Source organism: Pseudoduganella violacea (genome assembly GCF_014191875.1).
Taxonomy (GTDB): domain Bacteria; phylum Pseudomonadota; class Gammaproteobacteria; order Burkholderiales; family Burkholderiaceae_D; genus Rugamonas; species Rugamonas violacea_A.
Genome location: NZ_JACHXD010000008.1, coordinates 130,688 through 146,346, shown reverse-complemented (window position 1 = coordinate 146,346; position 15,659 = coordinate 130,688). Strand labels below are relative to the sequence as shown.

13 protein-coding genes are annotated in these 15,659 nt (G+C 64.7%); 7 read left to right on the top strand and 6 right to left on the bottom strand.

Annotated features, from left to right (window positions below):
- Positions 1-24 precede the first annotated feature (24 nt).
- Positions 25-861: a universal stress protein gene (locus tag FHS03_RS15380; RefSeq protein ID WP_183441827.1), complete on the bottom strand. Its 837-nt coding sequence runs from the start codon at positions 859-861 to the stop codon at positions 25-27.
- 35 nt (positions 862-896) lie between these two features.
- On the bottom strand, positions 897-1,316 hold the full coding sequence (locus FHS03_RS15375) for a bacteriohemerythrin (protein WP_183441826.1): 420 nt from the start codon (positions 1,314-1,316) through the stop codon (positions 897-899).
- A 207-nt stretch (positions 1,317-1,523) separates the two neighbouring features.
- Between FHS03_RS15375 and FHS03_RS15370 the strand changes: the two genes are divergently transcribed.
- The 4 genes from FHS03_RS15370 to FHS03_RS15355 all read left to right on the top strand — a co-directional run bounded on the left by FHS03_RS15370 (position 1,524) and on the right by FHS03_RS15355 (position 7,042).
- Entirely contained in the window at positions 1,524-1,898 is a 375-nt protein-coding gene (locus tag FHS03_RS15370; protein WP_176349427.1) for a BlaI/MecI/CopY family transcriptional regulator, read from the top strand.
- Positions 1,898-3,556, top strand: coding sequence for a M23/M56 family metallopeptidase (locus FHS03_RS15365; RefSeq protein WP_183441825.1), 1,659 nt, complete (start codon positions 1,898-1,900; stop codon positions 3,554-3,556). Before FHS03_RS15370 ends, FHS03_RS15365 begins: the two co-directional genes overlap by 1 nt.
- A 133-nt stretch (positions 3,557-3,689) precedes the next feature.
- Positions 3,690-5,846, top strand: coding sequence for a TonB-dependent receptor plug domain-containing protein (locus FHS03_RS15360; RefSeq protein ID WP_183441824.1), 2,157 nt, complete (start codon positions 3,690-3,692; stop codon positions 5,844-5,846).
- 2 nt (positions 5,847-5,848) lie between these two features.
- Entirely contained in the window at positions 5,849-7,042 is a 1,194-nt protein-coding gene (locus tag FHS03_RS15355; protein WP_183441823.1) for an acyltransferase family protein, read from the top strand.
- Here FHS03_RS15355 and FHS03_RS15350 read toward each other — a convergent pair.
- Positions 6,977-7,870, bottom strand: a complete 894-nt coding sequence (locus FHS03_RS15350; RefSeq protein ID WP_183441822.1) for a LysR family transcriptional regulator — start codon at positions 7,868-7,870, stop codon at positions 6,977-6,979. The genes FHS03_RS15355 and FHS03_RS15350 overlap by 66 nt on opposite strands.
- Positions 7,871-7,948: 78 nt before the next feature.
- On the opposite strand from FHS03_RS15350, the gene FHS03_RS15345 reads away from it, so the two are divergent.
- Positions 7,949-8,863, top strand: a complete 915-nt coding sequence (locus FHS03_RS15345) for a PhzF family isomerase (protein ID WP_183441821.1) — start codon at positions 7,949-7,951, stop codon at positions 8,861-8,863.
- Here the strand turns inward: FHS03_RS15345 and FHS03_RS15340 are convergent.
- Positions 8,860-10,827, bottom strand: coding sequence for an ATP-binding protein (locus tag FHS03_RS15340; protein ID WP_183441820.1), 1,968 nt, complete (start codon positions 10,825-10,827; stop codon positions 8,860-8,862). The genes FHS03_RS15345 and FHS03_RS15340 overlap by 4 nt on opposite strands.
- Positions 10,824-11,399 carry a TOL_0243 family YfiR-like periplasmic protein gene (locus FHS03_RS15335; protein ID WP_183441819.1) on the bottom strand — a complete coding sequence of 192 codons (576 nt, stop codon included), beginning with the start codon at positions 11,397-11,399 and terminating at the stop codon, positions 10,824-10,826. Before FHS03_RS15335 ends, FHS03_RS15340 begins: the two co-directional genes overlap by 4 nt.
- A gap of 250 nt (positions 11,400-11,649) precedes the next feature.
- Between FHS03_RS15335 and FHS03_RS15330 the strand changes: the two genes are divergently transcribed.
- Positions 11,650-13,743: a TonB-dependent receptor plug domain-containing protein gene (locus tag FHS03_RS15330; protein ID WP_371871719.1), complete on the top strand. Its 2,094-nt coding sequence runs from the start codon at positions 11,650-11,652 to the stop codon at positions 13,741-13,743.
- Complete coding sequence (locus FHS03_RS15325; protein ID WP_183441818.1) at positions 13,715-15,031, top strand: ABC transporter substrate-binding protein; 1,317 nt, start codon at positions 13,715-13,717, stop codon at positions 15,029-15,031. Before FHS03_RS15330 ends, FHS03_RS15325 begins: the two co-directional genes overlap by 29 nt.
- Here FHS03_RS15325 and FHS03_RS15320 read toward each other — a convergent pair.
- Positions 15,028-15,381 (bottom strand): hypothetical protein, encoded by a 354-nt coding sequence (locus FHS03_RS15320; protein ID WP_183441817.1) that lies wholly within the window; start codon positions 15,379-15,381, stop codon positions 15,028-15,030. The genes FHS03_RS15325 and FHS03_RS15320 overlap by 4 nt on opposite strands.
- Positions 15,382-15,659: the final 278 nt, after the last annotated feature.

The following is a 15,659-nucleotide window of genomic DNA, read 5'->3' as shown; positions in this document are numbered from 1 at the left end:
GGGAGCTTAGCGGGGGGGGAAGGCTTAGTGCGACATCAGAACCGGCAGCGTCATGCACTTGAGGATGGTGCGCGTTACGCCACCGATCAGCAACTGGCGGAAGCGCGCGTGGCCATAACCGCCCATTACCAGCAGGTCGGCATCGATATCGGCCGCCAGCGACAGCAGGGCGTTACCCACGTCCATGGTGGTCTGCTGCTCGCTGACTTCAACCTTGACACCGTGGCGGCTTAGATACAAGGCCAGGTCGGCGCCCGGCTGCTCGCCATGCTTGCCGTAGCGTTCATCCGGGTTGAAGACGGCCAGCGTCACCAGATCGGCCGCCTTCAGCATCGGCAGGGCGTTGGCGATGGCGCGCGTGGCTTCCATGCTGGCATCCCAGGCCAGCAGCACCTTGCGCCCGACGCGTTCGAATTTGCCCGCATACGGCACCACCAGCACCGGCCGGGCCGAGTTGAGCATCACGTACTCCGGCAGGTCGGGACGGGCGGCGGCGCGCTTGTCGTCCGGGTCGTACTGGCCAACCACTACGAGGTCTGCGTAGCGCGCCTGCACCATCATGCCGCCTTCGGCATCGTCGTCCACGATGCGCTTTTCGGCCGAATTCACGCCGGCCGCGCGCGCGATGGCGTCGAACTGGCTCAGCGAGCTTTGCGCGTCTTCCCGCATCAGCGCCATCTGCGTGGCCAGGGCCTCGCCGCCCAGCTCAAAGCTGCCGGGCAGGATCAGGCCGAGCGTGCTGGTCAGCGCCGCGCCGATCAAATGGCCGTTGCCTGCGTTGGCCAGTTCGGCGGCGATGCGGATGCGCTGCGGCGCGGCGCGCGACAGGTCGGCATGAACGAGGATGGTTTTATAGCTCATGTTTACTCCAGACGAAGGGAAAAGGGTTCAGGGATTCAGGCCGGGGTGGCCGCCGTGCGGGCCTCATGCCAGGCCAGGGCCATGGCCAGCACCGCATCCATGGTCGAGATATGCAGTTCGAACCAGTCCGGCAGCAGCACGGCGGCGCGCCGCGCCGGCCCATAGTCGCCATGCTGCAGCGCGGCCAGCGAGTGGTGCAGGCCGGCCAGCACGCGCGCATGCTGCTCGCGGTGGGCGGCCAGACCGGGAAAATCGATCGCTTCCATCATGTCTTCTTCCTCGCGGAAGTCGCGCCCGATGGTGTCGCACAGGGCGCCAAAGGCGTTCTGGAAGCGCTCGTCGTCCAGTGCCGGGAGAATGGCGAATTGGCGCAGCAGGGTGCGGTGCGGCTCGTCGAGGGCGGCAATGCCCAGGGAGCCGGGCTGATAGCCGAGTTTGCCGTCAAGTGAAGTCATGGTCTTCTCCTAGCACACGGTTTGGTGTCGCATTGCAAGAGGTACGCAGGCAGTGTCGTATTCCGGACCGGCAAAGTCCTTGATCCAAGTCAAATTTCCCCGCCTTGACACCGGGGTGGCATGGATGTGCGACGGATGTCGCATAAAGCGCTTGCCCGTGTGCGACAAGTGTCGTACTATCGTGGCTCCAGTCATATAGGAGTGACGATGCTGATTCCCTCGACAACCGAATTGAGCTTGCTGAAATGCCTGTGGAAGGCGCATCCGCTAAGCGCGCGCGAAATCCACGAGCGCGTGGCGGAGGAGTTGGCCTGGTCGTATTCGTCCACGCGCAAGACGCTGGAACGCATGCTGGAAAAGCAGATGGTGCGCCAGCATTCGGTGCACGGCGTGCATGTGTATGAGGCGACGCTGGAAAAAGTCGCGACCCTGGCCGCTTTTGCCCACGATTTCGGCCGCCGCGTGATGGAGATGGACGGCCCGCTGCCGGTCAGCATGTTCACCGGCAGTAAACTGGTGGACAAAGGCGAGTTGGCGCAGCTGGAAGACATGCTGCAGGATTGGCCGGCGGAGGACGAATAATGGTTTCGGACTTTTTCCTGCTGTTCCTGCAAGCCAGCCTGACCTGCATGCTGAGCGGCGCGCTGGTATGGGCGCTGCTGCACGCGGCGGCCCGGTTCTGGCCCGCAGTGGCGCTGGGGCGGCGCGTCTGGCTGCTGGCGCAGTTGGCCGTTGCCGTCAGCTTTGCCGCCGTGCTGATGCCGGGCAGCGCTGGTTTCAGCCTGCTGCCCGCGATTGAGCTGCACGATGCGCCGCCTGCCAGCGTGTCCGCCGAAAGCGGCCGAACCGTGGGCACCAACCAGAACGATGTCCATGCCGATGATGCGCATGAAGCGGCCGATACCGCCGCTCCCGATGACGCCGATGGCGGCTTCGCATCCGGCTTGTTGATGGCTGGCCAGACCTGGCTCGCGGTCTACCTCTGCGGCCTGTTTGCAACCGCCGCGCGCTGGCTGCGCGTGCGCCGCTTGCTGTCCGCTTTGCTGAAGGCCTCCTATGCCCTGGATGCGCGCATGCTGCGCCTGCATCCCGGCTTTGCCCGCGAGGACAGCGCCGCCCTGCTGGATAAGGGCTTGCGCATCCGCGAAACCAGCGCCCCCATCTCGCCGATGCTGCTGGGCTGCTTCCAGCCCATGCTGCTGTTGCCCGAACATTTGCGCGGCATGGACCCGGGCCAGCAGGAACTCATCGTCGCGCACGAGCTGACGCACTGGCGCAGCCGCGATCAGCTTTGCCTGCATCTGAGCCTCGCCCTGCAAACCCTGTTCTGGTTCAATCCCGTGTTCTCGCGGCTGCGCGAAAAGCTCGCGCTGGCCCAGGAGCTGGCTTGCGACCGGCGCGTGTTGGCCGGCCGGCCGCCGGCCCAGCATAAGAATTATGCGGCGGCCTTGCTGGGTCAATTGAAAGTCCAGCAGCAGTCCATGCAGACCAGCCAATATGCATCGCTTGCTTTTGGCGGCGACGGCCTGGCTGCGTTGGGCATGCGCATCCGCCTGATCCGCCAGCCGCTGGTTGCGCGCCTGAATTGGGTTGGCCGCGTTTCGCTGACGGCGTCGGTATGCGCGCTGCTTGGGGCCAGTATCCTGCTGCAGCCGGCGTTCGCCTGGCGCGGGGAAGAACCGGGTCGCACCGATGCCGCCATTTCCGCAGCCGCAGCCACTGCTGCAGAAGCGTCCAGCGCCGTTGGCGGCGTGTCCGGCAAGGCGCAATGGCTCAAGCCTATGCGCGATGGCCGCGTCAGCAGCTTCTTTGGCGTGCCCCGCAAGAGTTCCGCCAGCATTCACCACGGCGTCGATTTTGCTGCCAAGACGGGCACTGAGGTGCGCGCGGTGGCCGATGGCGTGGTGGCTGAGTCCACCGACCTGTATGCCGGGCAGGAAAAATACGGCAAGGTCGTCGTCATCGAGCACGCGGATGGCTTGCGCAGCCTGTATGCCCACCTTGATAGTCGTTCGGTGCTTCCCGGCGACAGCGTCAAGGCGGGCCAGTTGATCGCCCGCTCCGGCGCCAGCGGCCGCGTCTCCGGGCCCCATCTGCACCTGGAAGCCTTGAAGAACGGCCAGCATATCGATCCGCAAACCCTGATCGGCAATCTGGAGCAGGGCGCGTTCAAGTCCGCACTGCGCAAGCGCGCAGCCGCGCACCTGCCGCCCAGCGGATCGCCAGCCACAAGCAGCTAATTCCACAGTGCCGCCCACGGCGCGGCGGCACCCCTTCCTCACTTAACGAAAACGACATCGCGGCTACGGTCTTGCGAGGCGGGCTTTCGCTCGTCCCTCGCGGCCGCAGCACGCCGAAATAAAAGGAGAAATTATGCAGATCATGCCTTGCGCCATTGCCGCTGCGCTGGCCCTGTTGCCGGCCGTCTCGCGTGCCGCCGACCAAGCCGCCAGCCAGCCTATGGACAAAGTCCAGGTCACAGGCAGCAAGCTGGAACAGCGTCGCCAGGAAACCGCCAGTACCCTGCTGGTGGGCCATGAGGAATTGATGAAGCAGGGAGACCGTTCGCTGGCCGAGGCGCTGAAGCGTATTCCCGGCATCAGCCTTGGCGATGGCGGTGGAGGGAAGGGCAGCGAAATCCGCATGCGCGGACTGGGCAGCGGCTATGTGCAGATTCTGTTGAACGGCATGGCCGTGCCGAACGGTTTTTCTCTCGACTCGATTGCGCCGGACCTGATCGAACGTGTGGAGGTGGTGCAGGCGGCCAGCGCGGAACTCGGCACGCAGGCAATCGCCGGCACCATTAATATCGTGCTGCGCAAGGTGGCGTCGCGGCCGGTGCAGGAATTCAAGCTGACCCTGGGCCGGCAATGGCAGCATCTTCTGCCTGGTCTTAACGGCCAGATATCGGGCAAGACCGACAGCTATTCCTATCTGGTGGGGCTGGATCTGCAGCGTTCCATGGAAGACGAACCGCGCATGGTGGACGATATCCAACACGGGCGGCAAGGTGGCTTGATGCATCGGCGCATTCGCGACGAACGCGAAACCAATAGCGCCAATATGTTCAATCTTTCGCCGCGCGTCAGCTGGAACCTGGGCGAAGGCGAAACGCTGACGTCGCAGAACTTCATCGGCGTCACGCGCCGCAAGGTGGCGATCTCCGGACAGGAGCGGTTGGTCGCGGGCGAGGCCGGCGAGTATCCGGACGGCGGCAGCGTCTTCCGCGCCAAGACCCTGATGCTGCGCAGCGACCTGCATTGGCAGCGCGAATTGGAAGCGGGCGGCAGCAGGGAGTACAAGCTTGGCGTCCAGCATAATCCGCGCCGCACGGAATACGATTTTGGCGGCCACCCCAGCAGCCCGGGCTTGCCGCTGCGTCGCCACGTCAGTGCCGATGTAACCGAAACCGGCGTTACCGCTTCCGGCAAATATGCGGCGCAGCCCAGCGGCGGCCATGCGCTGAGCGCAGGCTGGGAGCTGGCGCATCTCCGCCGCTCGCAAGACCGTTTCGAAAACGAATTCTTCGCCACTGGCGCGGTCGTGCCGGTGCCGGACGAGCGCTTCAAGGGCAGCAGCAAGCGCTTCGCCGCCTATGTGCAGGATGAATGGGAATTCTCGCCCGCATGGGCCTTCTCGCTCGGTCTGCGCGGCGAGCTGCTGAAAACCACGATTCAGGACCGCCAGCAGCAGGACATCAGCAGGCGTTCGCCGATACTGAGTCCCATCCTGCAGGCCGCCTACAAACCCTCGGCCGAGCAGAAATGGCGCGCCGGCATCGCGCGCACCTACAAGGCGCCGACCATGGCGCAGCTTTTCCCGCGCCGCTTCACCATCGACGCCAACAACAGCGCCGTCCGGCCCGATATCCAGGGCAATCCCGATCTGCGTCCGGAACGCGCATGGGGGCTGGATGCCGGCTACGAACGCTATGTGGGCAAGAATGGCCTGTTGGCGGCCAGCGTCTTCCTGCGCCGTATTGACGACGTGATCCTGCCCCTGCTGGTCAGGGACGGGACGCGTTGGCTTGCCACGCCCACCAACCAGGGCCAGGCCGATGTGCATGGCTTCACGCTGGAGGCCAAACTGCCGCTGGCTTCCTTCATGGCCGATGCACCGCCCCTGGCATTGAACGCCAATCTGACGCGCAACTGGTCGCGCGTAAAACGTCTACCCGGTCCCGACAACCGCCTGGCGCAGCAACAGCCCGTCAGCGCCAATCTCGGACTCGAATACAGCAAGGGCCAGCTTGACCTGGGCGCCGATTTCAATTATCAAGGCGGCGGCAGGGCGCGGATCGGTATCGACACCGCCAGCGTGAATCCCGCTTCGCGGGAGCTGGACGTGTACGGGATATGGAAACTGGAAAACGGCGGCCGCCTGCGGATCGGCGTCAGCAACCTGCTGCACCGCGACCAGGTCTCGCGCGAAGAATATCTTGCGCAGGCATTTTTCCGCGAGCAGATCAGCACCGCGCGCAGCGGCGCGGTGCTGCGCGTCACCTACGAATTCGGTAAAGGCAAGGAATGAATATGGTACAAGCAAGCCCGCCGCGCAACGCGCGCATCGACCTGTTGCGCGGCGTGGCGATCAGCTGCGTCCTGCTGCTGCACTTCACGCTGGCCTACGGCCTGAAAGACAGCCCGCTCGGCACGCTGATTCCGCACAAGCTGCTGGGCGCCATGGTCTACAACGGCAACTACGGCGTCACCATCTTCTTCGTGATTTCAGGTTTTCTGATCACCTCGGGCGTGCTGCAGCGCTGGGGAAGCTTGAACCGTATCGATATGCGCAGCTTCTATGCCTATCGCGTGGCGCGCATCCTGCCGCCTTTGCTGGCGGCTCTCGCCATTGTCGTCACGCTGGGCAGCGTCGGCGTGCCGCATTTCAGCAATACCGATGGCGGCAACAATCTGCCCGCCTCGCATTTCCTGTTGGGCGCTGGATCGGTGCTCACTTTCTGGCATAACGTCCTGATGCAGTCGTATGGCTATTTCAATTACTGCCTGAACGTCTACTGGTCGCTGTCGGTGGAGGAAGTGTTCTATCTGGCCTTGCCGCCGGTCTGCCTGGTCCTGCGTCGCAACTGGCTGTTCGTGGCCCTGTGCCTGGTGCTGGTGCTGTATGCGCCGTTCTACCGCGCCGCCCATGCCGACAATGAGATTTACTTTATGTATGCTTACCAGGCCTGCTTCGACGCGATCGCCATCGGTTGCCTGACTGCCTTGCTGGCGCGCCGCGCGCCGTTGCCGTTTCAGTGGCGGCGCCCCTTGCGACTGGGCGCGGCGACCGGCATGGCGGCGGTTTACCTGATCGGCTTTGGCGGCCACGAGGCGCTGGGCTTCAGCATGATGGCCTTGTTCGCCGCGCTTTTTCTGTACACGGCGGCGAACGACGCCCGGCCAACGCTTTGCGCTGGCGGCCTGGGCGTGTTGCTGCGCTGGGCCGGGCGGCATAGTTATGAGCTGTATCTCTTCCATGTGATCGTGCTGGCCCTGATGCGCAATGTGCTGAACAAGAAGGAGCTGAGCTATGCCACCCGCTTGCCATGGCTCCTATTGTTCCTGCTGCTCAGCGGTGCGCTGGCATGGCTGGTGGCGCGCTATCTGGCGGAACCGGCTGGCCGCAGCATCCGCGCCTGGGCCGATGGACGCGGCCAATCACCAGCGCAGGCTGAAGAACTGCACGGCGAGATGGTCGATCAAAAGGCGGGTACGGGCCGGTAGCCGCGCGCTGGCATGCCAGACCGCCTGCACCGGTATCGGCGGCGGTTCGTAGGCGGCCAGCATCAGCGCCACCCTGCCTTCATCGAGCAGACGGCGCACCTGCCAGTAGGGCGCCATGCCGGCGCCCACGCCGCAGGCCACCGCCTCGTTGCAGGCAGCGGCGTCGTTGGCGCGGAAAGTGCCCGCCACCTGCACATGCCGGACTTCGCCATCGAGCATATAGGGCCAGCGCTTGCCGTCCCGGCCGATGGTGCGCACCACGCAGGGCAGGTTTGCCAGCGCCGCCGGCGTTGCGGGCTGGCCGTGCGTACGCAGCCAGGAAGGGCTGGCGAAGAAGACGCGCCGCAGATTGCCCAGCGGGCGCGCATGCAGCGAGGAGTCGGGCAGGGCGCCCAGCCGGATCGCCAGATCGAGCTTGTCGGTCACCAGGTCGGCATGGCGGTCGCCCAGCACCAGATCGATGTTCACCTCGGGCCAGCGTTGCATGAAGCTGGCGGCCATGCCGGCCAGATAGGTGGAGCCGAATAGCGCCGGGCCGCCCACGCGCAGGCTGCCGCTGACCACCCGGGTTTCGCTGCGCACCTCGGCGCGGGCGGCGGCGATGTCGGCCAGGACCAGCCGCATGCGCTCATAAAAGGCGGCGCCGGCCGGCGTGGCGTGCAGCTTGCGCGTGGTGCGCTGGATCAGTTGCGCGCCCAGGGCCGCTTCCAGCGCTGCCAGGGAGCGGCTGACCGATTGCAGCGAACGCCCGCTATTGCGCGCCGCCGCCGTCAGCGAGCCGGCATCGACAATCGCAATGAAGTTCAGATAATCGTCCAGGCTTTCCATGATTCTCCCTATATTCGGGATAGTCTATCATTCCGGTGCTGGCTTGTTGCGTTTGAAGTTCATAATTAAGCTGGCAGTATGAATCCGAAAACTCCCCCCGCCACCGTAAGCCTGGTCCATATCGACTCCTTTACCCGTACCCCATTCCGGGGCAACCCGGCGGGTGTGGTGCTCGACGCGGATGGCTTGTCCGATCGGCAGATGCAGGATATTGCGCGCGAGCTGCGCCATTCTGAAACCGCCTTCGTGCTCCAGCCCCACGGCCCGGACCACGATCTGCATATCCGCTACTTCACGCCTTCGGTCGAGGTGCCGGTGTGCGGCCACGCGACCATTGCGGCCCACTATGCGCGGGCATGCCAGCTTGGCCTTCCCGCCACCAGCCTGGTGCAGAAGACCGGTGCGGGCCTGCAGCGCGTCGATATTCAACGGCACGAAGACGACTACCGTATCGTCATGCATCAAGGCCCAATTTCTTTTGGTGACCCCTTCGGTGCAGCGCAGCAGCAGCGTATGGCGCAGGCGCTGGGAATCGGCTCGGCCGATCTTGAAGCGCATCTGCCGGTGCAGATCGTCTCCACCGGCCACTCCAAGGTGCTGCTGCCGCTGCGCCCGGATTTCGAGCTGGAAGCACTGCGCCCGGACGCCGCCGCCCTGAGCGCGATCAGCCGCGAGATCGGCTGCAACGGCTTCTATCCCTTCCTGATCCGTGACGACGCCAGCACCGAGGGCCGCATGTTCGCTCCGGCCATCGGCATCGCCGAAGACCCGGTCACGGGCAATGCCAACGGACCTTTGGGCGCGTATATCGTGCGTCACGGCTTACTGCCGCATGACGGCCGCCGCCTCAGCTTCGACGGCCACCAGGGCCGGGCCTTGCGCCGCGATGGGGTGGTGCGCGTGATGGTGGAGATAGACGATGGCGAGGCAAGCGGCGTTTCGATCGCAGGCGACGCGGTGCAGCTGTTCGCGACCGATCTGCGCGTGGACTAAACGCGGGTCGGCAAGGTCATGATAAAGCTGGTGCCCTGACCCAGCTCGCTGCGCACCTCGATCTTGCCGCCCAGGACACCGTAGACAATGTTATAGACGATGTTCAGGCCCAGGCCCGAGCCGCCCCGTCCCAGCTTGGTGGTGAAGAAGGGATCGTAGATGCGGCTCATATTTTCCGGCGCGATGCCGGCGCCGTTGTCGCGCACCGTGACCTCCACCCACGCTTCCTCGGCCATGCTGGCGCTGATCCAGATTTCGCCTTCGCGCCGCCCCTCGAAGGCGTGCATCAGGCTATTGTTGACGAGATTGATCAGCACCTGGCCGAAGGGGCCGGGATAGCTGTGCATCAGGATGGTCTGCGGCACATCCTGCCGCACCAGGATGCCGGAATTCTTAAAGGTCGGCATCAGCACCAGCAGGATTTCGCCGGCCAGGTCGCACAGGCGGAACTCGCGGCATTGCGAGGTGGCGCGGTCCACCGCCACCTGCTTGAAGCTGGCCACCAGGTCCACCGCCCGGTGCAGATTGCGCAGCACGATCTGCCCGCCGCCGTTGACGTCGGTGATATAGGTTTCCAGCGTCGAGCGCTTGATGCCTTGCGCGCACTGTTTCTGGAACTGCGTGGTCTGGTCGATCAGGGTGCTGACCGCCAGCAGGCTGTTGCCGATCGGCGTGTTCAGCTCATGCGCCACGCCGGCCACCAGCGATCCCAAGGCCGCCAGCTTCTCGCTGCGCACCAGTTCATCCTGGGCGCGGCGCAGGGTTTCCAGCGATTCGGCCAGGTCGCGGTTGGCCTCCATCATTTGCGCCGTGCGCACCTGCACCAGTTCTTCCAGATGGTTGCGGTACTGGATCAGTTCCAGCTCGCTCTTCTTGCGATCCGAGATGTCGGTGGAAACGCCGCCCATGGCCCAGGTCTGGCCATGCTCGTCGATCAGCGGGAATTTTTCCGACACATAGGTGCGGATCTGGCCCGCGCTGTCGGGCGCCGTCTCCTCGTAGGTGTAGGCGTGGCCGGATTCGATCACGGCCAGATCGTTGACGCGGAAGCTGCGCGCCACTTCCGGCGCAAACACTTCGTGGTCGAAATGGCCGAGCGGATCGCTGGCGCCGGGCGCCAGGATCATGCGGAAGCGTTCATTCACCAGTAGGTAGCGCCCCTCCAGATCTTTCACATAAATGATGGCCGAGGATTTTTCCACGATATTGTGCAGCAGCGACTGGCTGCGCCGCAGCGCCGAATTGCGCTCGGCCGTCGTTGCCAGCATGGTGTTGAAGGCGAGCGCCAGGCGGCCCACCTCGTCGTCGCTGCCGGGCGGCACGCGCAGGTCGTAGCGCTGTTCGCGCGTGACGCGGTCGGCCACGCGCGAGAGCGCGAGCAGGGGCTGGGTCACCAGGCGGCGCAAGCTGAGCGAATACAGCAGGCTGCCGATCAGGAGGGTCAACAGCACCACCGCCAGCACCAGCGCATACTGGCGCAGCCTTTCCGCCAGCGGCGGCAAGGCGTAGTCGACCTGCAGGTAGCCGACCACGTCACGCTCGAAGTGCACCGCCGCCATCATGGTCAGCGAGTTGCCGTGGAAGCGGTGGCCCATGCCGGCCTGCTCGGGCCAGGCGCAGCGCAGTTGGGCGCCGCCCGCGCCCCGGCGCGCATACTGGGCAAAGACCTTGTGGCCGGCGTCGAACAGGCAGGCGCTGTCGATATCGCGGCTGCTGCGCAGCGCTTCCAGGGTGCGCGTGGCGGCGTTGCGGTCGCCGAAGTTCAAGTCCACATCCAGATTCAGCGACAGCAGCTCCATGCGCGCCGCCAGATCCTGCACCAAGCGCGGACGCGCTACCACCACGTCGTAGGACGCCAGGGCGAGCAGGGCGGCCAGCAGGGCCGCGAAGGTGGTCAGCACCGATACCAGGAGCAGCTTGCGCTGCAAAGCCAGGTTGCGGAAATAGCTGCGCAGGCTGTTCATTTCGACGCGCCTCCCAGCACCCTGTCGGCCAATGCCAGTACGCGCGGATTTAGGCTCATGCCCGAACGCTTGGCCGCCGCCAGATTAACTTCGAAGCGGATGCTGCCTTCCACCAGCATCATATTGATGATGCCGCCGTCGGCCAGGAAGGAAGACGAGTCGCCGATGGTCAGCACGGCCTGGTCGCGCAGGCGCGCCAGCAGGGCGCTCTGGCGCTGGCGCTCGCCCTGGCCCAGGTAGATGGCGTGGCATTCGCCGGTATCCTCGATGCGCGCCGGCGTGCGCAGTTCCAGCGGCCGCCCGCCGGCCGCCCGGTTCTGCAACTGGCGCGCGATGTCGGCCGCGCCCTGGCCCATCAGGCAGATCACCAGCGGCGCGCGCGGATCGGCCAACGCCGGCCCGGGCCAGCTGGCATAGCGGGTGAAGTTGAGAATATAGGCGGCCTTGATCTGCTGCTCCGGCACGGCCATCTCTTCGGCCAGGGGCCAGGCCGGGAGCGACGCGGACAGGGCGGCCAGCAGACTGCTCGCCCAATAGCGCAGGCGCCAAGGCGTGTGCCGTCGCGTCGTCATGCTCGCCATCTTCTCCCCGTCGCGGCCGGACATGGTTGCCGGTCACAAGTTTTGCGTCAGGTAATCATCTTAGCTGAATCGCCTGCCGTCCGGCCAAGCTTTTTGGCGCGCCGCGCCCGGTCGTACTGCTGCTGCCATAGGGCAATTTTGTTTCCTGTTGCATTCTTCCTACAGGCCCGACAGCCCCCATGGATAGCAGTAAGATACGGCAGAGACAGGCGTCGCATGTTCATTGGGGAAAGGAATCCTCGTGGCGAAAAGCACAGAACGCAGACCAAGGGGGCGGCGCCGCCGGAAGGGCCGGGCGGCGCTGCTGCTGGCCATCCTGGCGCTGACCGGCGCCGCCCGCAGCATCCCGGCCCAGGATGAATCTGTGTTCGAGCTAAGCCTGGAACAACTGCGTTCGGTGAAGGTGCTGACCGCCACCAAGACCCCGGTCGCCCTGCACGCCACGCCCGCCATCGTCACCTTGCTGACGGCCGACGATATTGCCCGCTACGGCTATCAGACCCTGGCCGAAGCCTTGTCGCATATGGCTGGCTTTGTCGAGAGCGACGACCGCCTCAATCACAGCTTCGGCGTGCGCGGCATCAGCGCCGGCGCGCAATCGGCGGGACGCGGCATCAAGATCCTGCTCGATGGCCAGCCCATCGCCTTCCGCAGCACCCAGCAGCAATGGACCGGCGAGGAATTCATTCCCATGAATATGGTGGAGCGGATCGAGGTGGTGCGCGGCCCGGTTTCAGTGCTGTACGGCGCCGACGCGTTGCTGGGCGCCGTGAATGTGATCACGCGGCGCGGCAGCAGCGGCCAGCGCCTCGCCGCCAGCTATGAGCGCGGACGCGAAGGCCGCCACGGGACGCTCCTATCCGGCAGCGGCAGCATGCAGCGCGAGGGCTACTGGCTGTCCTGGGGCGTACAGGCGGGGAGCGAAGAGCGCGGCAATCTGGACCTGCCGCGCATCTCGCCCGATTACCGCCGCCTCGCCAGCCGCGCCTTCGCGCCGGACGACGCATCCAGGCCGCGCAGCCTGTATCTGCGCGGCGGCTGGCGCGGCGAGCGCGACGACCTGACGGCCAGCGCCTTTTGGCAGAAGCAGGAGAGCGACCATGTTTTCTCCAGCCTCAATCCTCTACTGCGTCCGCCCAGCCATGCCGACCTGCACCAGGGCTTTGTGCGCCTCGCTTACAGCCGCAAACTGAACGAACGCAATACCGTGCGCGCCAACCTCAGTTATGGCGAGGGAAAACCGGGCAGCGGCGACCGCGTGCAGACCGGCGCCACCGATTATTATCTGCTGCGCGACTTCGGCTACAAGGCGCTGGACGGCAGCGTCGAATGGTTGTGGCAGCCGCGCCCGAACAGCAGTCTGCTGCTGGGTGCCGACGTGCTGCGCGACCGCGAAACGCTGGAATCCTTCCGCCGCCGCAGCCTGGCCGATGGCAGCGATTTCCAATTGAGCCAGCCGGGCGAACGCCGCCTGCGCAATACTGGCTTTTACCTGCAATGGCAGTTCCCGCTGTTCGGCAAGTGGCAGGCCATTGCCGGCGGACGGCGCGACCGCCACTCGGTGTTCAGCAGCCAGCAATCGTGGCGCGCCGGGGTGGTGGGGGAGCTGCCGCGCGGCTGGGGTTTGAAGCTGCTGGGCGGCACGGCGTTCCAGGCGCCGTCGTCGGAACTGCTGTACCGCACCTCGGTGCAGCCGGGCGATGTGCGCGGCAATCCGGACCTGGCGCCGCAAAAGGCGCGCACCGTGGAGCTGCAACTGAGCGTGCCGCCGTCGGAACACTGGAATGCCGCGCTCACCCTCTACCGCACCAGCGTCTCCGATCTGGTCACGCTGGAGCAGGCCTTCTTCAATCTGGTGGCGCGCAACAGCAGTTCCAGCACTGTCAAGGGGGTGGAGCTGGAAGTGCGCTATCAATGGTCCTGGCTGAACGCCTACGCCAACGTCAGCCACGCCAGCACGGAACGCGGCCTGAACCGCTACACCCTGGCGCCGCTGGCCCAGCGTCCCGGCGGCGAGCTATTTCCGCGCAACAGCGCCAATCTGGGCTTGAGCGCGGGCTTGCTCGGCCAGCAGCTGGTGCTCAGCGCCGACAACCGCTATGTGGGGCCGCGTCCCGCCGCCACCGCCAATGTGCTGCTGGCCAACCAGGACTACCGGCTGGGCAGCTATTGGGATACCACGCTGAGCGCGCGCTGGAATCTGAGCCTGCACTCCCATCTGCGCCTGCAGGTGCGCGATCTCTGGAACAGCCGCTACGTCGATCCGGGCGTCGGCGGCATCGACTATCCTTCGCTGGGACGCCGCTATGCCATTCAATACGAATACCGCTTCTAGCGCGCGCCGCCGCGCCTTGCCGCTGCTGGCGGCGCTGGCCTTGCTGGTGGCCTGCGGCGGTGGTGGTGGCGGCAAGGACGCCAGCACGCCGCTGCCCGCCAATCCCATTCAAGCCATGCTCGACCCCAACGCCATCAATATCGGCTCCGTTGGTTGGCGCACGTCCACGCGCGACGCCGTGCTGCTGGCCGCGCGCCAGATCAACGAGGCGGGCGGGGTGCTCGGCAAGCGCTTGAACGCCATCGCCCTGGTGGCGCGCGACAATGATGAGGCCCAGGCCATGGGCCAGCAACTGCTGGACGCCGGCGTGCAAATCCTCAACGTCTCGACATCGACCCGCGTCTTGAGCCTGCTGCCTTTGGCGCGCGCCAAAGGCGTGCCGATACTGACCGAGTCGAGCTCCTCGCCGACATTGAGCACGGTGGCCGACGACGATCTGATGTACCGCATCGGCGTCTCCGACGTGGACGCCACGCCGGTGCTGGCGAAAGTGGCTTTCGACGCGGGCAAGCGGCGCGCCGTGGTGGTGGTCAACGAAGGCGATGCTTTCGGCGCCGGCTTGAACAGCCTGTTTACGCCCGCGTTTCAGGCGCTGGGCGGGCAGGTGGTGCGCACCGTCGCCATTCCCTTCGGCCTGAAAAGCGGTTTCGACTCCTATCTGAAGCAGGTCTTCGAGGCCAAGCCGGACGTGATCTTGAACGGCATCCTCGCCGCCGACATCGCCGCCAATGTGCTGAACGAAGCGCTACCCTACAACTATCCCGACCTGTGGCTGCTGCCTGGCACCGCCGCCGGCAACCAGACCTTTGTCGACAACCTGGCCAATCCGAACAGCATCATCGGCGGCGCTAGCGGCTCGGCCGCCACCATTGGCGTCTACGGCAGCGCCTCATACCGGGCCTTCCGCAGCGCCTACATCGCCCAATACGGCGGCGAACCGCAGGACTTCACCGCACCCACCTACGACATCGTGATGGTGATGGCATTGGCCATCGAGCGTGCCGGATTCAGCAGCGGCAGCCGCAACCCCAGCGGCCTGCAAATCCGCGACGCGCTGCGCTTGGTGATGAACGGTCCCGGCGACAAGGTTGGCCCGCAAGAGATCGGCGCAGCCCTGGCCGCCGTCAAACAGGGCCGCGACATCGACTACAGCGGCGCCTACGCCGACATCGACTGGGATGCGCGCGGCGACGTCGTCGGCCTCGTGCCCTTTACCGTCTTTCAGCTCGACCGCGCCGCCCGGCGCTGGGATGCGTCGCAGCAAATCCTGATTGCCTTGCCACGCTAATACTCTGGTCGACAAGGAACCATCTGCGCTGGCGAGTGCCATATGACCCGCTCTAATTTCATTGTGTACCAGGGACGGGCTGGCCCTTCTCCGAACATGATGATGGATGCTTCTATCTTCGCCAGTCCCCGTACAGCACAAATGGCATGCAGGTCAATTTTCTTCAGGTCTTCCCTTAACCCGAACATGGAGATTGCTGTATCGGAATTTGAAAAACCAATGCCAACCTTGTCGTTTGCCGGATAGTGGGGTAGCGATTTTTGCGCCTTCTTTGAAGGGAAAAAATATATCTCGCCACCTTCATCAAATCCGTAGACGCCATCAATGATAAATACAGATAAGGCTTGCATCGTCTTTTCCGAATTCGAGATGAGGGAAGTGCTTGCCCTTGCCTCCATCGAATGCAAAAAAATGGCATAATGGCTAAGAGGAAATATATGTAGCTATTCTCGAACAATCCAGACATTAAAGTATGGGATCTGAAATTTTCCATTAATTTTCTCCGCGACCAAGTCAATAAAGTTTTCCCAATCATTGCTGGCAACAACTTGGCATCCCTCGGAAACACCGCTGCCTTTTTCTGTTACTCCGGTGAAGTTGTTGATGCCGGCGTGGTGGATATTAATTC